The 18,988-nt window shown below is 35.4% G+C and carries 19 protein-coding genes; 11 read left to right on the top strand and 8 right to left on the bottom strand.

What is annotated here, in order from left to right:
• Positions 1–43 precede the first annotated feature (43 nt).
• The 8 genes from guaB to RTY06_RS01535 form a co-directional block, all read right to left on the bottom strand.
• The gene (guaB, locus tag RTY06_RS01570) at positions 44–1,504 is read right to left on the bottom strand and encodes an IMP dehydrogenase (protein WP_312822323.1); all 1,461 of its coding nucleotides are present in this window, start codon (positions 1,502–1,504) and stop codon (positions 44–46) included.
• 181 nt (positions 1,505–1,685) lie between these two features.
• Complete coding sequence (locus tag RTY06_RS01565; RefSeq protein WP_312822322.1) at positions 1,686–3,293, bottom strand: hypothetical protein; 1,608 nt, start codon at positions 3,291–3,293, stop codon at positions 1,686–1,688.
• A gap of 20 nt (positions 3,294–3,313) precedes the next feature.
• Positions 3,314–3,670, bottom strand: coding sequence for a GIY-YIG nuclease family protein (locus tag RTY06_RS01560; RefSeq protein WP_123282068.1), 357 nt, complete (start codon positions 3,668–3,670; stop codon positions 3,314–3,316).
• A 119-nt stretch (positions 3,671–3,789) separates the two neighbouring features.
• Positions 3,790–4,584 (bottom strand): SDR family oxidoreductase, encoded by a 795-nt coding sequence (locus tag RTY06_RS01555; protein ID WP_312822321.1) that lies wholly within the window; start codon positions 4,582–4,584, stop codon positions 3,790–3,792.
• Positions 4,585–4,589: 5 nt separating this feature from the next.
• A complete protein-coding gene (locus RTY06_RS01550) occupies positions 4,590–5,030 on the bottom strand; it encodes a hypothetical protein (protein WP_312822320.1) in 441 nt (146 codons plus the stop codon).
• Positions 5,031–5,035: 5 nt separating this feature from the next.
• Complete coding sequence (locus tag RTY06_RS01545) at positions 5,036–6,253, bottom strand: 3-phosphoshikimate 1-carboxyvinyltransferase (RefSeq protein ID WP_312822319.1); 1,218 nt, start codon at positions 6,251–6,253, stop codon at positions 5,036–5,038.
• A gap of 76 nt (positions 6,254–6,329) precedes the next feature.
• Positions 6,330–6,659 (bottom strand): nucleotide pyrophosphohydrolase, encoded by a 330-nt coding sequence (locus RTY06_RS01540; protein WP_312822318.1) that lies wholly within the window; start codon positions 6,657–6,659, stop codon positions 6,330–6,332.
• Positions 6,659–8,053, bottom strand: coding sequence for a hypothetical protein (locus RTY06_RS01535; protein ID WP_312822317.1), 1,395 nt, complete (start codon positions 8,051–8,053; stop codon positions 6,659–6,661). The genes RTY06_RS01540 and RTY06_RS01535 overlap by 1 nt, the downstream gene beginning before the upstream one ends.
• 191 nt (positions 8,054–8,244) lie before the next feature.
• On the opposite strand from RTY06_RS01535, the gene RTY06_RS01530 reads away from it, so the two are divergent.
• The 11 genes from RTY06_RS01530 to pcaF all read left to right on the top strand — a co-directional run bounded on the left by RTY06_RS01530 (position 8,245) and on the right by pcaF (position 18,894).
• Positions 8,245–10,326, top strand: coding sequence for a thiamine pyrophosphate-dependent enzyme (locus RTY06_RS01530; protein ID WP_312822316.1), 2,082 nt, complete (start codon positions 8,245–8,247; stop codon positions 10,324–10,326).
• Positions 10,327–10,480: 154 nt separating this feature from the next.
• A complete protein-coding gene (locus RTY06_RS01525; RefSeq protein WP_312822314.1) occupies positions 10,481–11,080 on the top strand; it encodes a TetR/AcrR family transcriptional regulator in 600 nt (199 codons plus the stop codon).
• Positions 11,081–11,172: 92 nt separating this feature from the next.
• Complete coding sequence (gene paaE / locus RTY06_RS01520) at positions 11,173–12,255, top strand: 1,2-phenylacetyl-CoA epoxidase subunit PaaE (RefSeq protein ID WP_312822312.1); 1,083 nt, start codon at positions 11,173–11,175, stop codon at positions 12,253–12,255.
• A 128-nt stretch (positions 12,256–12,383) separates the two neighbouring features.
• Entirely contained in the window at positions 12,384–12,827 is a 444-nt protein-coding gene (locus tag RTY06_RS01515) for a hypothetical protein (protein WP_312822310.1), read from the top strand.
• Positions 12,828–12,848: 21 nt separating this feature from the next.
• Positions 12,849–13,808 (top strand): 1,2-phenylacetyl-CoA epoxidase subunit PaaA, encoded by a 960-nt coding sequence (paaA, locus tag RTY06_RS01510; protein WP_312822307.1) that lies wholly within the window; start codon positions 12,849–12,851, stop codon positions 13,806–13,808.
• Between the two features lie 203 nt (positions 13,809–14,011).
• Positions 14,012–14,299, top strand: a complete 288-nt coding sequence (paaB, locus tag RTY06_RS01505) for a 1,2-phenylacetyl-CoA epoxidase subunit PaaB (RefSeq protein ID WP_063970555.1) — start codon at positions 14,012–14,014, stop codon at positions 14,297–14,299.
• A 257-nt stretch (positions 14,300–14,556) separates the two neighbouring features.
• Positions 14,557–15,327, top strand: coding sequence for a 1,2-phenylacetyl-CoA epoxidase subunit PaaC (gene paaC, locus RTY06_RS01500; protein WP_312822305.1), 771 nt, complete (start codon positions 14,557–14,559; stop codon positions 15,325–15,327).
• Entirely contained in the window at positions 15,321–15,806 is a 486-nt protein-coding gene (paaD, locus tag RTY06_RS01495) for a 1,2-phenylacetyl-CoA epoxidase subunit PaaD (RefSeq protein ID WP_312822303.1), read from the top strand. Before paaC ends, paaD begins: the two co-directional genes overlap by 7 nt.
• A 151-nt stretch (positions 15,807–15,957) precedes the next feature.
• The gene (locus RTY06_RS01490) at positions 15,958–17,133 is read left to right on the top strand and encodes a 3-hydroxyacyl-CoA dehydrogenase NAD-binding domain-containing protein (protein WP_312822302.1); all 1,176 of its coding nucleotides are present in this window, start codon (positions 15,958–15,960) and stop codon (positions 17,131–17,133) included.
• Positions 17,134–17,198: 65 nt separating this feature from the next.
• Positions 17,199–17,576, top strand: coding sequence for a GxxExxY protein (locus RTY06_RS01485; RefSeq protein WP_312822300.1), 378 nt, complete (start codon positions 17,199–17,201; stop codon positions 17,574–17,576).
• A gap of 112 nt (positions 17,577–17,688) precedes the next feature.
• Positions 17,689–18,894 (top strand): 3-oxoadipyl-CoA thiolase, encoded by a 1,206-nt coding sequence (pcaF, locus tag RTY06_RS01480; RefSeq protein ID WP_312822298.1) that lies wholly within the window; start codon positions 17,689–17,691, stop codon positions 18,892–18,894.
• Positions 18,895–18,988: the final 94 nt, after the last annotated feature.

The raw sequence follows: 18,988 nt of genomic DNA, 5'->3' as shown, positions 1-18,988 counted from the left end.
ACAATTAATGAAAGGTTTTCTTGAAAATATTTTAAATCTTTTATTACAAAGAATAATTTGGTGCTTCCTGTGTAATAATCACATCGTGTGGATGAGATTCTTTCAATCCACTTCCGGTAATCATAACCAGTTTTGAATCTTTTTGTAATGCTTCAATATCTTTTGCGCCACAATAACCCATTCCAGCACGTAGTCCTCCGGTTAACTGGAAAATCACATCTTCTAATTTTCCTTTGTGAGGCACTCTTCCTTCGATTCCTTCTGGAACAAATTTCTTAGCTTCACTTTGGAAATATCTTTCTTTTCCACCACGTTTCATCGCAGAAAGAGAACCCATTCCTTGATAGGATTTGAATTTTCTTCCTTGGAAAATAATTTCTTCTCCCGGCGCTTCATCAGTTCCAGCTAAAAGTGAACCTAGCATTACTGCTCCAGCACCGCTTGCAATAGCTTTTACAATATCACCAGATAATTTGATTCCTCCATCAGCAATAACGGTTACATTTTTCTTTTTAGCAAATTCGTAAACGTTATAAATTGCAGACAATTGAGGAACTCCAACTCCGGCAACAACTCTCGTTGTACAGATAGAACCTGGACCAACACCAACTTTAAGAACATTAGCGCCTGCTTTTATCAAATCTTTTGCAGCATCTGCTGTTACAATATTTCCACCAACAATATCTAAGTCTGGAAATGTTTTTCTGATTTCAGAGATTTTATCCAAAACTCCTTTTGAATGTCCGTGCGCTGAATCGATAGCAACAATATCAACACCAGCTTTTACTAATGCTGTGATTCTTTCAATCGTATCTTCACCAACACCAACACCTGCGCCGACAATTAGTCTTCCATTTTGGTCTTTGTTAGCATTTGGATATTCTAATTGATTGTCGATATCTTTAATTGTAATCAATCCAACCAATTTGTTTTTCTTGTCAACAATTGGAAGTTTTTCCACTCTATTTTTAAGAAGAATCTCTTTAGCTTTTTCCAGATTGGTATTTTTATCGGAAGTAATAAGGTTGTCTTTCGTCATTATTTCTTCCACTTTTACAGAAAGATTTTCCTGATATTTTACATCACGGTTTGTGATAATTCCAATCAGAGTGTCATTTTTGTCAACAACAGGTAATCCTGAGATTTTATATTTTGACATTAGTTCTTTAGCTTCTGCTAAAGTGTGGTCTTTAGACAATGTAACTGGGTCAGAAATCATTCCGTTTTCTGAACGTTTTACACGGTTGACCTGCGCAGCCTGTTCTGCAATCGGCATATTTTTATGAATGAATCCAAGACCGCCGACTCTTGCCAATGCAATCGCCAAATCAGCTTCTGTAACCGTATCCATTGCAGCGGAAACAATTGGAACATTAAGCGAAATTTTGTCTGTAAGTCTTGATTTTAGGGAAACCTGATTAGGTAAAACTTCTGAATAAGAAGGGACTAGAAGCACGTCATCGAAAGTGATGGCTGTCTCTACAATTTTGTTATGAATAGACATCTTTACTTTCTTTGCAAAATTAAGCTATTTTTATGGAATTTGAAAATATCATAATTTATTTGATAAATAATTAATATTCAGAGAAATGATGAAAAATTAAAATTATTGATAAGTGATAGCTGATAAATGATTTCTAAGCCGATTATTAATTAATCAACTATCATTTATCTATTATCAATTATTAAAATCTGCTGAGAATTCCCCAATGGATTTTCACTTCGTTGAATTTGAATGGATTACCAATTTCGTTTCCGTTGGAAATTTGAAAACTCATCAAACCGACGGGCAGAAAAAAGTTGAAACCTAAACCTACACTGTAAAGTTTTGGCGTTATTCCCAGCGCTTTGTTGGACATCTGCCCATATTGCGCAAACAAATCGAAGAAAGCTTGGTCGTTGACGAGATAACGATATTCGGCGCCGGCAAATGCGTAAAAATCACTGATGAGACTCTGTTCATTGAAACCTCGCATCGAGTTCCAGCCTCCAAACCGAAAGAGTTCGTTTGTCGATAATTCGTTTTTTGAACTGAGCAAAGCAGATTCTCCTTTGATGTTGAGAAAGTGATTTCCTGACAAATTGAAGTTGTGTTCCGCAAAAAGGAAATATCGGATTTGATCAAATTTTTCCTGCGTGTCGTCGTAAGTTGTCTTCAGAAAATCAGCTTCTACACGGATGTTACTTTTATTAATGAACAACGGAATGTCGCTTCCAGCGATGTATTGATAATAAAGTCCAATCCCTTTTTTGCTGTAATCCCGACCGCTCGTGTAAAGCGAATCCAGAATTGCAGATGACTCGAAAGTTCCTTTGATACCTAGTTTTTGCTTAGGCGAAAGATGATAATAAATGGCTGGCAAAAATTTGACATTCGCAAAAGTAGAATCCTGACGGAAAATATTGATATTAACATTCAAACCAACATTGCTCCCAAAAGTGTACGGAATATCGGTTTGCATATCGAAAGTTTGGCCTTTATCAGGATTTCTCTGCCAATAAACACCGATACTTTCGAAGCTGTTGAACATGTTTTTGAGAACGACATTCAGGGTTCCATTGACTGTAAATTTCTCAGAATCATTATTTCCGAAGCCAATCATTCCATCAAAAGTATTGGTTTTTCGTTTTTGAGTGAAAAGAAAAACCTGTGTTGAATCTTTGGTAAATAGTGTCTGAGGCGGTTTTTCCAACGACACAAACTGATGATTCTGCAAAGATTGATTCATAGAAACCAAGTTCTTATCATCATACTTTTTACCCAAATATTGTTTGTTGAGGTTTTTAACGAATTGTTTCGGTAAACGGGTGTAACCTTTGAAAACAATGCCGTCAATTTTTCTCTGAGAAGCGGTGATAACTGAGATTTTAACCGAAGGAATTCCGTTTTCCATTTTCTGGAATTTGGTTTTCACACGATTGAAAGCGAAACCTTTATCCCGATATTTTTGATTGATATTTTTCTTAAGGGAGTCTAAATTTTTGGTGTAAATTTCACTCTTCTTAAACTTAAGATCATTAACTAAAGAATCCGAAAATTTGACATTTGCTTTGTTGAAATTGGGTCCTTTGTCGTAATAAATTTCTGTTCTGTTTTCTATTTTTTTTACGTCTTTCAGTTCTGTGAAGAAGTAAGAATTCTCGGTTAGTGAATCCAAAAATTTCACTGCTTTCGCCGAATCAGAAACGATTTTTTTGAAGTTGGTTTCTTTATCGATGAGCCAATATTCTTTTTTCTGCGCCGTTGAAAAAGCAGAAATGAAAATAACAATTATGTAAAAAAAACGAGTCAATAGAAATTTTCCAGTCTTATTTAAGTTGAAGTGTTAACATTGTCAGGCTGAGCGGAGTCGAAGCCTTTACTAATATTTTCGGAATTGGTTTCGTTCTTACAAATAGAAAGTTCTTTCAATTTCTCCCAATTATCATTAATGATGGCTTCTTTTTTCTTTCTACTCCAACCTTTTACTTGTTTCTCAAAAGAAATTGCGTGTTCAATTTCATTAAATTCATAATAAAAAACCAATTGAACTGGTCTTCTATTATGAGTATAACTTTCGGGATAATGTCCTGATTGATGTTTAATAAAACGAGATTCCAAATCGCTTGTAACTCCTGTGTAATAAGAGTTATCCGAACATTTTAATATGTAAACATAATATCGATTCATTGTGAAAGCGCTTCGACTCCGCTCAGCGTGACAAATCTAATACTAAATGTTCATTTTAAGAGATGTCAGTCTGAGCGGAGTCGAAGAGTTTATACTTTATTTGCATTTAAAACAGAAAATTAATCCATTTTATTATATTTCTTCATCAGATTTTCATAAGTATTCTGAGGAAGAATCCATTTAAGAGGAACGCCAATTTTCTGCCCGAATTTCCCAAAATAGTAATGCGCTTTCCATTTTGACTTCCCTAGAAGCTGATCAACATAAACTGCAACATCCAAAGGTTCTGTTCCGTCGCCAACGTGAGAATTCATCAAAGCATAAACTTTATCAAAGACATTTTTATACGCTTCGGAAACTTTTGTTTTTACACGATTTTCAGCAATATTGGTTTTGATATCGCCCAAATGAAGCGAACAAACGTGGATATTCCAAGGATAAACCTCGTAACGCATTGCTTCTGTTACTTTGTCCAATGCAGATTTGGAAGCAGAATAAAATCCTCGGAAAGGCAATCCCATTTCTGAACCGATACTGGAAACATTGATGATTTTTCCGGATTTCTGTTCTCTCATTTTTGGAAGAACGGCAGTCATCATTTGGACAGAACCAATTAAATTAAGATTGAATAACTTCGAAATATCTTCTTTCGTAGAATCTTCAACTGCGCCAACCATTCCCATTCCTGCATTATTAATCAGAACATCAATTCTGGTTTCCTTTTTCAGGATTTCAGAAATGGCATTATCGATTTGGTCTTTTTCAGTAATGTCTGTTGGAATCGAAACGAAATAATCTGAGTTGATGACTTTTCTGCTCAATCCGTAAACTTTGTTTCCTCTCTTTCCGAAATATTCTGCCAAGGCAAATCCAATTCCGGATGAAGCACCTGTAATGATGATTGTTTTTGACATTATTTTTAATCTAAATTTTTTGAACTAATAAAAATGATGATCTCATTGTCATTTATTTTTGAGAATAATGAATCTCCATTTCTGCTGTCAATTTTATATAATTTGTTATTATATTCTACCGAATCATTTTTTTTCTTTAATTGTAAGAATCTAAATCCTTTTTCATCAACAGAATAGTGATTTTCAAAAATATCAAATTTGTAAACAAGAATGCTTTCGCCTGCTGGAACTATTCGTTTATTCAAAATATTCCATCTATAAATCAAACGATTAGTTGTTATAAATTTTTTGTTTTCGAATTTGATATAGCAATCTGGCGGATAAACATTAATATTTCCAATATTATATTCTGCTTTAATAACTTGATAGTGTTTTTCTAAAAATATATATCCTAATAAGATTAATAACAAAACGACAAGAAAAATAGAAATTAATGTTTTCTTCATTCAATTTAATTAGTTGTCACTTCAGCAAAATCCTCCCAAAACTCAGGATAGGATTTTTCCACAACATCTTCATTTTCGATATTAAGTTCTTTGACTAAAGCGAAAGGCGCAAAAGCCATTGCCATTCTGTGATCATTGTAAGTCGCGATAGAAATGTTTTCTTCTGGTTCAGTAAATTCTGAAGATTCGATTTTCTCAACAGTTATATGTGTTTTCGCTCCCAATTTTAACAACTCATTTTGAAGCGCAACCAATCGGTCGGTTTCTTTTACCTTCAAAGTATGAAGTCCGGTAATCACAAACGGAATTTTCAATGCAGTTGCCGTTACACAAAGTGTTTGTGCAATATCCGGACAATCATTCATATCGAGAAAAATTAATTCAGAATATTCGAAAGCCGGTTCCGGTAAAAGCGTAATCGAATTTTCTGCATAATCAGAAACTGTGTTGATTCCGAAATATTTCCAATAGATTTCTTTAATCACGCTATCTCCTTGAAGAGAAAGTGTATGATAACTTTTTAATGTAATTGATTTTCTTCCAATCGCAGCCAAAGAATAGAAATAAGAGGCTGAAGACCAGTCGCTTTCTACTTCGTAATGTTCGGTTCTGTAATTATCAGAATGAGAAACAATTTCGATGGTGTTTTCTGCAAAATGAGATTTAATTCCGATTTCATTAAGGATCTTCAAAGTCATTTCCAGATAAGGACGAGACGTGATTTCTCCTTCCAATTCCAATGTCAACCCTTTTTCTAATTTTCCTCCAATTAATATTAATGAAGTCAAAAACTGGCTGGAAACATTCGCTGAAATTTTAACCGAATTTTTCTCCAATTTCTTTCCAATGATTTGCAGTGGCGGATAACCTTCTTTCTCAAGATAAGTAATATCTGCTCCAAGAGATTGAAGTGCATCCACCAAAGGTTTGATTGGACGATTTTTCATTCTGTCAGAACCAGTCAAAATGGTTTTTCTGCCTTCAAAAATCGAATAATAAGAAGTCAAAAATCGCATCGCAGTTCCGGCGTGATGAATATCAATTGTTTCGGAATCGGATTCCAAAGCTTTTTTGAGTAACGTTGTGTCCTGAGAATTAGAAAGATTGAGCATATCAATGTTTCCAAACAATTTCCCTAAAATCAAAAGACGGTTCGAAATACTTTTCGAACCGGTAATTTGAATATTTTTTCCGTCTATAAGTTCAGACTTTTTTATAATCATAATTTGTCAGATGTCAGATGTCAGATGTCAGACGTCAGAATTAATAAAACTTCCAACTTCGGACATCCAACATCCACTATTTTTTTAATTTTACGTTATTCTGATGTCGGTCTTTGTCTCTATCAGTTTTGATTTTCATTTTTTTATCGAACGCCGATTGCAAATCTGTTCCGGTTTGATTGGCTAAGCAAAGCGTTACAAAAAGAACATCAGCCAATTCTTCGCCTAAATCTTTGGATTTATCGGATTCTTTTTCAGATTGTTCGCCGTATCTTCTGGCAATGATTCTGGCCACTTCGCCCACTTCTTCCGTTAACATTGCCATATTTGTCAACTCGTTGAAATAGCGGACACCAATGGTTTTTATCCATACGTCAACCTGATTCTGTAGCGTTGTGATTTCCATTATTGATATTGATAAGCCCCAATAGTTATAGGACTTGTTCGAAGAGTTCCAACGATATCTCTCACTGTAACATTGTTTGTACCAACTCCTTTTCCTCTTGCTGGCGAATCAGCTTTTACTCTCAGATTCATCTTTTGAGTAAAATAATTCTGGAATTTTGGGTCTTCATTAGCAGTATTAGTATTACCAATGGTTAAACCTGAATTAGAAGTAAATTTCAATAATGAATTTCTGAACTCATATTCAAAAGCTAAGATATTTCCATTAGATTTATTAATTGAAATCATATCTGGAGTATCTCCATAGACAATTGAATTATTTACATTTAATTTGAAATCTCCAATTTCCGGTTCTCCATCTTCATTTTCCCACATATCACTTGCATAGATTCCGAAAGCGGACATCGAAGGATTCAAATTCCAGTAATTAGCAAGTGTACAATAATTAAGTGTATAATTTCCACCTGCAGCAATCGCAAGGTCTGCTTCACCGCAGTTGTTCATCACAACATTATTCATTGTAAGATTGGAATGGATCCCATAGATTCCTACATTTTGAAATGTATGGATAATTGTATTGTTGATTTCAACTATATTTTTTTTCAATTGAAGTCCAACATTTCCACCAAAAACTCGAGCGTAATTCATATTAAGAAGAGAACCTTCTTCCATTTTAATTCCGTTCCAGTTGGCAGGAAGTGTATCGTATTTTGTATCGCTTCTATCGCCTCGGAAAATCACTTCTTCGCCAAGGGCTCCTTTTACATCAAGAATGGAATTTTTCTCAAAATTCATTCCGCTGTTTTTTCGGAAATAGACTTTGGTTCCTTTTTCCATTGTCAAAGTTTTACCTTCAGCAACGTTTAGGTTACCGAAAATTACTTTCACTTTATCTTTAGTCCAAGTTGTATTGTCATTGATTGTTACAGGATTCTCTCCGGTTTGGATAAAATATTCTGCATTTTGAACTACAGAGAAAAGTGTTACTTTTTGTTCGCCGGCTGGAGTATTGAAAACTACTTTGTCTTCAGCAATCGCTTCCGGAGCATTGGCAACAGGTGCAATTTCTACAAAAACATAGAGACTATCTTTTTTTCTCAGCGCTACATTTTCAAAACTTGTCCCAACTTTTCCATCTACATTGATTCTGTAAAGCGAACCACTTCCGCCTTCTAAAGCAATTCTTGGAATCAGAACATCTTTATTTTCATTATTATAAACCTTTACAGCATAAGTTTCTGAACGCATTTGGTTGTAAACGGTGTCACAAAAAACCGTGTCGGTAGAAAATCTCAAAAGTTGAGTTGGCGATTCAAAAGAAATATCATCACGATTACAGCCTGCTAGAAGCAAAAGTGACCAAAATGCGATGCCAAGGAATATTTTTAGTTTCATTTATCTTGTTTAATTTTCAAAACTACAAAATTTAAATTTTTATTTTGTAAAAGCTTAAATTTTCTTAGATATTTTTAATAATGACAAAAACTAACTAACATTTGTTAGTTTAATAAAAAAGTGTATTTTTGAATAAATCACATTCAATTATCCAAACCGAGAATAATGGACTGAATGTCAAATGTTTAAATATGCAAATCACTGAAAAACATTTTTTAAACAAAGAAACTAGCCTGACTGATTTACTCAAATCAGCTTATCGTCTGATGTTTACGGCAAAAACAATGTCCGATTTGTTTGAGAAGGAAAAAAAAATCACTTCAAAATATGTTCACGCCACTTCCCGCGGACACGAAGCAATTCAATTGGCTTTGGGAATGCAGTTGTTGCCACAAGATTTCGTGAGTCCTTATTATAGAGACGACTCAATTTTGTTGGGCGTTGGAATTACACCTTACGAATTGATGCTTCAACTTTTAGCGAAAAAAGACGACCCATTTTCTGGTGGAAGAACTTATTATTCTCATCCAAGTTTGCGAAGAGACGATTTCCCAAAAATGATTCACCAAAGTTCCGGAACAGGAATGCAAGCGATTCCAACAACCGGAATTGCAATGGGAATGAAGTATAAGGAAGAAATCGGAATTGATGATAATCTTGATGAAAAGCCAATCGCAGTTTGTTCACTCGGCGATGCAAGCTGTACAGAAGGCGAAGTTTCTGAAGCTTTCCAAATGGCAGCGCTTAAACAGTTGCCGATTCTTTATCTCGTTCAAGACAACGAATGGGATATTTCTGCCAACGCCAAAGAAATCCGTGCACAGGATATTACAGAATATATGAGAGGTTTCAACGGTATCGAAACCAGAACTATTGACGGAACCGATTTTATCAAGTCTTACGAAACCGTAAAAGAATGTATCAAAATCATTCGTGAAGAACGCCGACCAATGCTCATTCACGCGAAAGTTCCATTGCTCAATCATCACACTTCAGGTGTTAGAAAAGAATGGTATCGCGATGATTTGGAAGAATGTGCGAAGAATGACCCATTAATAAAACTTAGAAATAAACTTTCAGAATTTAGTATAGAAGATTCAGAAGTTGAATCGATTGAAAAAGAAGTTCAAAATTTGGTAAGAACTGATTTTGAAAATGCAATTCTTGCCGAAGATCCAAAACCGGAAGATACTTATAAACACGATTTTGCACCAACAACTGTTACCGAAGAAAAAGGAGAACGCTCTCCAAGCGGAAAAATTCCAACAGTAATGGTAGATTGTGCTTTGTTTGCGATTAGAGAATTGATGCAGAAACATCCGGAAGCCTTATTGTATGGACAAGATGTTGGGTTGAGATTAGGCGGTGTTTTCCGTGAAGCGATTACTTTGGCAGCTCAATTCGGAGAGAAACGAGTTTTTAATACACCGATTCAGGAAGCATTTATTGTCGGTTCAACAGTGGGGATGAGCGCCGTTGGACTGAAACCGATTGTCGAAGTTCAATTCGCGGATTACATTTGGCCAGGGTTAAATCAGTTATTTACCGAAGTTTCCAGAAGTTATTATTTGTCTAATGGAAAATGGCCGGTTTCGATGATTCTACGTGTTCCAATTGGCGCTTACGGAAGTGGTGGACCTTATCATTCAAGTTCAGTCGAAAGTGTTTTATGTAATATCAAAGGAATCAAAATCGCTTATCCTTCGACAGGTGCAGATTTGAAAGGTTTGATGAAAGCTGCTTTCTATGACCCAAATCCGGTTGTGATGCTGGAACATAAAGGTCTTTATTGGTCAAAAATTGAAGGAACCGAAGCTGCAAAAACTATAGAACCAGACGAGGATTATATCATTCCGTTTGGAAAAGCCAGAGAAGTTTTGCTTTGTGATAATCTAAAAGATAAACCAACTTTGACTATTATTACTTATGGAATGGGCGTTTATTGGGCTTCGAATGCAGCGAAAGAATTTAATAATCAAATCGAAATTATAGATTTAAGGACACTCGCACCTTTGGATGAAAACAAGGTTTTCGAAAGTGTGAAAAAACATAACCGATGCATCGTTTTGACAGAAGAGTCTGTCAATAATAGTTTTGCACAAAGTCTGGCAGCGAGTATCAATGAGCATTGCTTCAGATATCTGGATGCGCCGGTAAAAGTTGTTGGAGCAAAAAATCTTCCTGCAATTCCTATCAATTCTGAATTGGAGAAAGAAATGCTGCCAAACACAGAAAAATTAATTAAAGAAATAGAACAATTGTTGAAGTATTAAAACTAACCACATAGACACAATAGAATGTAAATGAAATTTATATTGATAATGAGGAAAACATAGAGATAATATTATTTTTAACTATTTGAGCTTAAAAAATAATATTGATGAAAAACTATGTGACTATGTGGTTTAATTAAGATTCTAAATAAATATGATGGAAGAAAATGTTCTTACACCGAAAATTAAAATCAATAAAAAAGAATTGATTTTAGAAGAAGCAGCAAAGCTTTTCAAAGAAAAAGGTTTTGGCGGAACCAGTATGCGCGACTTGGCAGAAAAAGTAGGAATGGAAGCCGCAAGTATGTATAATCATATCAAATCTAAAGACGAAATTCTGGAATTGATTTGTTTCAAAATTGCCAATCAATATATTTCTCAGTTGCAGGAAATTGAAAATACGAATCAAAGTTTTCAGGAAAAACTGAGAGCAATTATCGGGCTTCACGTTCAGTTGATTATCGAAGATGCTGCGTCGGTTTCTGTAGCGAATAACGATTGGAAGTATCTTTCCGAAGAGAAAAAAAATCAATACAAACAAATCAGAAAGTCCTATGAAAAAAGCTTTGCAAATATCATAGAACAAGGAATGGAAAGCGGAGAATTCAAAAAAATGAATGTCTCTGTGGCACTTTTCACGATGTTATCTTCAATCCGATGGATAGAATTATGGTACAAACCAAGCCGTGAAATCACACCACAGGAATTGGAAGAAGATTTGAAAACATTATTAATGAATGGTTTGAATAATTAAATTCAAATCTTAGCTAAGCGTAAGCGGCTTTGCGGACTTAAAAACATATAGTTAATCAAAAAAAACTTTGCGCACTTTGCGTTTAAAAATAAATGTCAGTAGTTTTTCATCCTTTAAAAGTAAAAAAAGTCAAGAAAGAAACCCAGGATTGTGTTTCTGTGAGTTTTGAAATTCCTGCAGAATTATCGGAACAATTCAAATTCACGCAAGGACAATATTTGACATTCCGACAAATGAATGGCGAGCAGGAATTGCGACGTTCCTATTCGATTTGTGCAAGTCCGTGCGAAAACGAATTGAAAGTCGCTGTGAAAAAAGTTCCTGAAGGTCTGTTCTCTTCTTTTATGAATGAAAACCTGAAAGAAGGCGATGTTCTGGAAGTGATGCCTCCAATGGGAAAATTCTACACAGAACTCAATCCCGAAAACAAAAAAACTTATGTAGCTTTTGCTGCAGGAAGCGGAATAACACCGATTATTTCGATTATTAAATCAGTTTTGAAAAATGAACCGCAAAGTCAGTTCATTCTGATTTACGGAAACAAAAATAAGGGAACGATTATTTTCAAAGAAGAAATCGAAGCTTTGAAAAACCGTTTTATGGAACGATTGAGTATTTATCATATTCTCAGTCGTGAGGTTGCAGATGCCGATTTACTGAGCGGAAGAATCAATTCTGAAAAAGCAGAATCTTTTATTAAGAATATCATTCCAGCAGAAATAATCGATGAGGTTTTCCTTTGCGGACCAGAAGAAATGATTCTGAGTGTGAGAGATACTCTCATCCAATCGGGTGTTGAAGCTAAGAAAATTCATTTCGAATTATTTTTCAGTGCTGCGTCTGCTGAGAAGAAAAAAGAACACGAGCAGGCAGTTAACAAATCTGATGATGATTTCAGTAAAGTCACAGTAAAATTAGATGCAACCGCTTTGAAATTGGATTTGGCTTATCACGGACCAACGATTTTGGATGCAGCTTTACAAAACGGAGCGGATTTACCTTACGCTTGTAAAGGCGGAGTTTGTGCGACGTGTAAATGCAAATTAGAAAAAGGCGAAGTAGAAATGGACATCAATTATTCTCTTGAACCGGATGAGATTGCAGCAGGATTTATCTTGTCTTGCCAGGCACATCCGAGGTCGGAGGAAGTGGTTGTTAATTTTGATATTAAATAGAATAATAATTATGGCAGCTTAATCCGCCTTCCGCTCCCAATCTTTTTATTTTTTAGCAAAAAAATAAAAAGGATTTCCGCTCAAGTCGGGCTGCGGATTCGGTATAAAACAAACATTTAAAATAAATAATGAAAAAGACATTTTATATATTATTACTGTTCATTAGTTTAAAAGCTTTTGCTCAAGTTGCGCCTCCACCACCAGCATATCCAACTCAGCAAAATAAAGTTTTGATTGATAAGTTAGTAGAAACAGTTGGTTTTAAAGGTTACATCCTTAATTATTGTATCGATAGAATTGATTTGGCCGGGAGATTAGAGAAATGGGATGAGAATAAAAAAAAGGAAATTATAAAAAGCATTCATCTTGAAGAAATGGATGATGCTATTTATAATTCATTTAGCAATTATACAAAAGAAGAATTACAAATTTTAATAGATACATTCAGCAAAATGGAACCAAAAAGAAAATCTAAGTTAGTTCCAATGCCGTCAATTTTGAATGTTAGAATGGAAGGGTTTTCAAAATCATTGATTAAAGGAAACTATTTGTATTTGAATGAAAAGAAATAAATTCCATTAAACCAAAACATTATGGAAACAACAGAAATCAATTTAGAAGAACATTTTCAGAATAAAATAGACAGCGAAATCCGCATCGAACCCAAAGACTGGATGCCGGATGCGTACAGAAAAACCCTGATTCGTCAGATTTCCCAGCACGCCCATTCCGAGATTGTCGGGATGTTGCCGGAAGCCAACTGGATTACGCGCGCACCAACTTTGAATCGTAAGAAAATCTTGTTGGCAAAAGTTCAGGATGAAGCCGGACACGGACTTTATCTCTATTGTGCTGCTGAAACTTTGGGCGTTACGAGAGATGAAACCATCAACGATTTACATTCTGGAAAAGCCAAATATTCCAGCATTTTCAACTATCCAACTTTGACTTGGGCAGATATGGGTGCAATCGGCTGGCTGGTTGACGGTGCTGCAATTCTGAATCAAGTGCCACTTTGCAGAGCATCTTACGGACCTTATGCCAGAGCGATGGTTAGGATTTGTAAAGAAGAAAGTTTCCACCAGAGACAAGGTTACGAGCTGATGATGAAGCTTTGCCAAGGTTCGCCGGAACAAAAAGCGATGGCTCAGGATGCATTCAACCGCTGGTGGTGGCCGACTCTAATGATGTTCGGACCAAAAGATGCAGACTCCGGAAATACAGAATTGTCAATGAAATGGCGCATCAAACGTTTCACTAATGACGAGCTGAGACAGCGTTTCGTAGATGTTTCCGTGCCACAGGCTGAATATCTGGGCTTGACAATTCCGGATCCGGATTTGAAATTCAATGAAGAAACTGGACATTATGAATTCGGAGAAATCGATTGGGATGAGTTCTGGAAAGTGGTCAAAGGCAACGGACTTTGCAACAAAGAAAGAATCGAAACCCGCAAAAGAGCCTTCGATGATGGTGCTTGGGTAAGAGAAGCAGCAACCGCTTATCACGAGAAAAGAAAATTAAGAGAAGAACAAAATAGAAAAACAGTGTAATTTGTAAAGTCTTCGACAAGCTCAGACTGACACGTTCTAATTGGAATGGTTAGTATTAGAGATGTCACACTGAGCTTGTTGAAGTGTTTTGCGACTTAAAACACAATGAAAAAAAAAATCTTGCGCCTTTGCGAGAAAGTAATCAAAAGTAGATAGATGAAAGTCTATTATCTCTCATCTATCTGTCTCTAATCTGAAAAATTATGCAAAATACAGAATGGCCACTTTGGGAGGTTTTCATTAGAAGCAGACAAGGCTTGGACCACAAACACGTGGGCAGTCTGCACGCCGCTGATGCAGAAATGGCAATCCAAAATGCACGCGACGTTTACACGAGAAGGATGGAAGGTGTCAGCATTTGGGTAGTAGAATCCAAGCATATCCACGCCACCAATCCCGATGATTCCGAGGCGTTTTATGAACCTTCGGAAGACAAAGTTTACCGTCATCCAACGTTTTACCACGTTCCGGAAGAAGTTAAAAATATGTAATATGATGAGGGTGTTAAAATTATTTTTTGGTTTTTGTACTTATTTATTGATTAGTATTTTTTATCAAAAATTCTTTGGAGAGGAACCTTTTAATAATGCTTTTTCAATAGGATTACCAAGATTTTATTTTGAATTTTATGTTGGTAATTGTGAAAAACTCAACGGAAACAATTCTTTGAATCTACTTCTTAACATTGTAGTTTACATAGCTGTTGTAATCATTTATTACAAAATTTTTAAAAAAAGTAAAGAACTAAATGACAATTGAAAACAATAAAAACAACTGGCTCAATTATATTCTGCATCTCGCAGATACAAGCTTGATTCTCGGTCAGCGTCTTTGCGAATGGTGCGGAAAAGGACCAGTCTTGGAGCAGGATATTGCAATGTCCAATATTGCTTTGGATTTGTTGGGAGAATCTTCCAACTATTATCAATATGCAGCAGAAATTCAGAATGAAGGGAAAACAGAAGACGATTTAGCTTTCCTGAGAAACGAACGTGAATTCAAAAATCTACTGTTAGTGGAAAGAGAAAACGGACATTTCGGAGATACGATTGTGAGACAGTTTTTCTTCGATGCTTATCATCATCTGTTATTGACTGAACTTAAAAGTCATTCTGATTTGAAATTAGCTTCCATTGCTGAAAAATCTTTGAAAGAAGTGACTTATCATTTAAAATGGAGTAGTGAATGGATGATTCGTTTAGGCGATGGAACAGAAGAAAGTCATAACAAAATTCAAAAATCAGTTGAAAGTATCATTGATTTCACAGACGAAATGTTCATTCCAACCAACTGGGAATTAGAATTAATTGAACAAAATATGATTCCTGATATCAGAACTTTCCGAACTAAATGGGAAACCAAAGTTCTGGAAATACTGAATGAAGCAACTTTGTCTGTCGATTTCTCAAAATCGAGACAATTAACTGGCGGAAAAGATGGAAAACACTCCGAGAAAATGGGTTACATCTTAGCAGAAATGCAAATGATGCAACGCACTTATCCTAATATGGAATGGTAGTTACAGAAGAACATATCTGGCAAATATTAGGAGAAGTTCCCGACCCGGAAGTTCCTATTCTCAATCTTTTGGATTTGGGAATTATCCGAGATGTGAATCTCAATGAAGACGAAATCGAAATTGTGGTAACGCCAACTTATTCCGGTTGTCCTGCAACATCGATGATTAATATTGCTATCAGAATGAAACTTATTGAAAAGGGTTTCAATAATATTAAATTGACCAATCGATTAAGTCCGGCTTGGACCACTGATTGGATGACTGAAGAAGGAAAACAAAAACTGAAAGCTTACGGCATCGCACCACCTGTTTATTCAAAGAATAATGATGAATTATTTTCAAAAATAGATGAGATCGAATGTCCGCTTTGTGGCTCAAAACATACACATTTGGTAAGTCAGTTTGGTTCCACAGCCTGCAAAGCGTTATATCAATGTGATGATTGCAAAGAACCTTTTGATTATTTTAAATGCCATTAAATAGTTGTTAGTTGATGGTTTATAGTTGTTAGATTTAATAATAAGTCTTTGAGTTCTTGGCTAAGTTTTACGCCTTTGAGAACTTAAAAACATTTAGTAGTTTAAAAAACTTTGCGCACTTTGCGTTCAAAAAATAGATTTACAAAAAGAAATGAAAATAGGAATAGTCGGTAGCGGAGCAATGGGAAGCGGAATTGCGCAGGTTTTGGCAACAGCAGGAAATCAGGTTTTGTTGTATGACAGCAATCCGATTGCTGTAGAAAAAGCAGGACAAAATCTTGAAGCTCAGTTTCAGAAATTAGCAGAAAAAGGAAAGCTGACTTATGAAAAAGCGGAAACTTATTTCGATAATATTCGATTGAGCGATAAATTATCGGAATTAAAAACTTCCGAATTAATCATCGAAGCGATTGTTGAAGATTTGGAAATCAAAAAAGAATTGTTCCAAAAATTAGAAAGCTTGGTTTCGGAAGATTGTATTTTGGCGACCAATACTTCATCTTTATCGATTGCATCCATTGCATTCGCTTGTCAAAAACCGAATCGTGTGATTGGAATTCATTTTTTCAATCCGGCACCTTTGATGGCTTTGGTGGAGATTATTCCTGCGGTTCAGACGGATAAATATTTAATTTCAAAGACGAAAACCTTAGTAGAAAGTTGGAAGAAATTACCAGTTATTGCAAAAGATACACCTGGTTTTATCGTCAATCGCGTAGCAAGACCTTTTTATGGAGAAGCAATTAGGATTTTAGAAGAAGGAATAGCTGACTGTGCCACCATTGATTTTGCAATGACAAGTTTGGGAGGATTCAAAATGGGACCATTTCAATTAATGGATTTTATTGGTCACGATGTCAATTATAGAGTGACGGAAAGTGTTTTCAAAGAATTCTTTTATGATCCGAAATTCAAACCATCTTTCACACAAAAAAGATTATTCGAAGCTGGATTTTTTGGAAAGAAATCAGGAAGAGGATTTTATGATTATTCTCCAAATTCTGAACAACCAAAACCAAATGAGAATCCGGAATTATTAGAATCGATTTTTAAAAGAATACTGGTAATGCTGATGAATGAAGCCACAGATGCTAATTTTCTAGGAATAGCTTCAGCAGAAGACATCGATTTGGCAATGACAAAAGGCGTCAATTATCCAAAAGGACTATTGCAGTGGGCAGACGAATTTGGTTTGGATAATCTCGAAAAAGAATTGGATCAACTTTATAATTTCTATCACGAAGATCGTTACCGATGCAGTCCAATTATTAGAAACTTAGTAAAACAAAATAAAAAAACTTTACGAAATTTAAACGCAAAGGCGTAAAGATAAGTAAAAACAGCGTTGCTTTAAGTCGCAAATTTTCAAATTAATGTAAAAACACCACACAAATGAATGAAAATGAGTTAGCAAAAATTGTTGTTGATTTAGGATTTAATATTTATAAAAAACTTGGAGCAGGATTATTTGAAAATGTTTATGAGGAATGCTTATTTCACGATATTAAGAAAGCAGGATTACAAGTTGAAAGACAAAAATATTTACCAATTATCTATGACGATTTGAAAATAGAAAATGCTTACAAAGTAGATTTGTTGATAGAGAATAAATTAATAATAGAAATCAAAACAGTTGATGTTCTTAATGATGTTCATAAAGCTCAGATTTTGACATATTTGAAAATAATAGGATGTAAACTCGGTTTGCTAATGAATTTCAGAACTGACTTTTATAAAGATAGTGTGAAAAGAGTTGTTAATAATTTATGATCAGCAACATCAAGTTTGCGACTTAAAAACATAGTATTTGTAAGAATAATAACCGCCTTTGCGACTTATAACAGTTTAAAATTAAAAATAATTGCGCCTTTGCGTTAAAACTATGAATCAAACATATATAATAGACGGCATCCGAACGCCAATTGGAAAACTAAAAGGAAGTTTATCTTCCGTTCGTCCCGATGATATGGCGGCTTTTGTTATCAAAAAACTATTGGAAAGAAACCCGAATATCGACCAGAGTAAAATCTACGATGTGGTTTTAGGATGTGCCAATCAAGCAGGAGAGGACAACCGAAATATCGCAAGAATGTCAGCTCTACTGTCAGGTTTGGATTATCACGTTCCGGGCGAAACGATCAACCGACTTTGTGCTTCAGGTTTGTCGGCGGCGATTAATGCTTCAAGAGCAATCCAAGTTGGCGATGCGGATTTGATGATTTCTGGCGGTGTTGAAAATATGACGCGTGGACCATTAGTCATTTCAAAATCAGAAAGTCCTTTTGGTGGCGATGCAAAAATCTATGATACGACTTTCGGCTGGCGATTCATCAATCCGAAAATGAAAGAAATGTACGGCGTGGATGCAATGGGCGAAACGGCGGAAAATCTTGCTGAAAGAGATAATATTACTCGGGAAGACCAAGATAAATTTGCATTCAATTCTCAGCAAAAAGCTAAGGCTGCACAGGAAAACGGAAGATTATCTCAGGAAATTGTTGGCATTAATATTCCGCAGAGAAAAGGAGAAGATTTAATTTTTGACAAAGATGAATTTCCTAAGAACGATACAACTTTGGAAGGATTGTCAAAATTAAGAATAGCATTCAAAAAAGATGGAACAGTCACTGCAGGAAATGCTTCCGGATTGAATGATGGCGCTGCGGTTAATTTATTAGCTTCAGAAAATGCTATTAAAGAATTTGGATTAATACCGAAAGCAAGAATTGTTTCAAACGCTGTTGTTGGTGTTGAACCTAGATTTATGGGAATTGGTCCGGTCAAAGCATCTGAATTGGCATTGCAAAAAGCTGGATTGAGATTTAATGATATTGACGTTATTGAACTGAATGAAGCTTTTGCAGCTCAAAGTTTGGCTTGCATCAGAGCTTGGGGATTAGGCGATAATGATTCCAGAATCAATCCGAATGGCGGTGCGATTGCGCTTGGACATCCACTCGGAATGAGCGGCGCAAGAATTTTGAATTCTGCAATGTATGAACTTCAAAACCAAAATAAAAAATATGCGCTGGCAACAATGTGTGTCGGTTTAGGGCAAGGTTTTGCGGTGATTATTGAGAAAGTTTAAAACAGACAGATAGATGATAGACTAATAGATAATAGAAAATTGGTTCTGTAATTAAAAGTCTCTCATCTATCCGTCTATTATCTATAAATCTAAA

It is taken from the genome of Epilithonimonas sp. (assembly GCF_032055105.1).
GTDB lineage: Bacteria > Bacteroidota > Bacteroidia > Flavobacteriales > Weeksellaceae > Epilithonimonas.
This window is presented reverse-complemented; position numbering and strand designations above follow the sequence as displayed.

Coding starts and splice junctions, on each gene's coding strand:
- RTY06_RS01550 (WP_312822320.1), bottom strand. CDS start 5,030: ATGAAGAAAACATTAATTTCTATTTTTCTTGTCGTTTTGTTATTAATC.
- RTY06_RS01515 (WP_312822310.1), top strand. CDS start 12,384: ATGAAAAAGACATTTTATATATTATTACTGTTCATTAGTTTAAAAGCT.
- paaC (WP_312822305.1), top strand. CDS start 14,557: ATGACAATTGAAAACAATAAAAACAACTGGCTCAATTATATTCTGCAT.
- RTY06_RS01535 (WP_312822317.1), bottom strand. CDS start 8,053: ATGAAACTAAAAATATTCCTTGGCATCGCATTTTGGTCACTTTTGCTT.
- RTY06_RS01540 (WP_312822318.1), bottom strand. CDS start 6,659: ATGGAAATCACAACGCTACAGAATCAGGTTGACGTATGGATAAAAACC.
- RTY06_RS01560 (WP_123282068.1), bottom strand. CDS start 3,670: ATGAATCGATATTATGTTTACATATTAAAATGTTCGGATAACTCTTAT.
- pcaF (WP_312822298.1), top strand. CDS start 17,689: ATGAATCAAACATATATAATAGACGGCATCCGAACGCCAATTGGAAAA.
- RTY06_RS01490 (WP_312822302.1), top strand. CDS start 15,958: ATGAAAATAGGAATAGTCGGTAGCGGAGCAATGGGAAGCGGAATTGCG.
- paaD (WP_312822303.1), top strand. CDS start 15,321: ATGGTAGTTACAGAAGAACATATCTGGCAAATATTAGGAGAAGTTCCC.
- RTY06_RS01525 (WP_312822314.1), top strand. CDS start 10,481: ATGATGGAAGAAAATGTTCTTACACCGAAAATTAAAATCAATAAAAAA.
- paaE (WP_312822312.1), top strand. CDS start 11,173: ATGTCAGTAGTTTTTCATCCTTTAAAAGTAAAAAAAGTCAAGAAAGAA.
- RTY06_RS01530 (WP_312822316.1), top strand. CDS start 8,245: ATGCAAATCACTGAAAAACATTTTTTAAACAAAGAAACTAGCCTGACT.
- paaB (WP_063970555.1), top strand. CDS start 14,012: ATGCAAAATACAGAATGGCCACTTTGGGAGGTTTTCATTAGAAGCAGA.
- RTY06_RS01555 (WP_312822321.1), bottom strand. CDS start 4,584: ATGTCAAAAACAATCATCATTACAGGTGCTTCATCCGGAATTGGATTT.
- guaB (WP_312822323.1), bottom strand. CDS start 1,504: ATGTCTATTCATAACAAAATTGTAGAGACAGCCATCACTTTCGATGAC.
- paaA (WP_312822307.1), top strand. CDS start 12,849: ATGGAAACAACAGAAATCAATTTAGAAGAACATTTTCAGAATAAAATA.
- RTY06_RS01485 (WP_312822300.1), top strand. CDS start 17,199: ATGAATGAAAATGAGTTAGCAAAAATTGTTGTTGATTTAGGATTTAAT.
- RTY06_RS01545 (WP_312822319.1), bottom strand. CDS start 6,253: ATGATTATAAAAAAGTCTGAACTTATAGACGGAAAAAATATTCAAATT.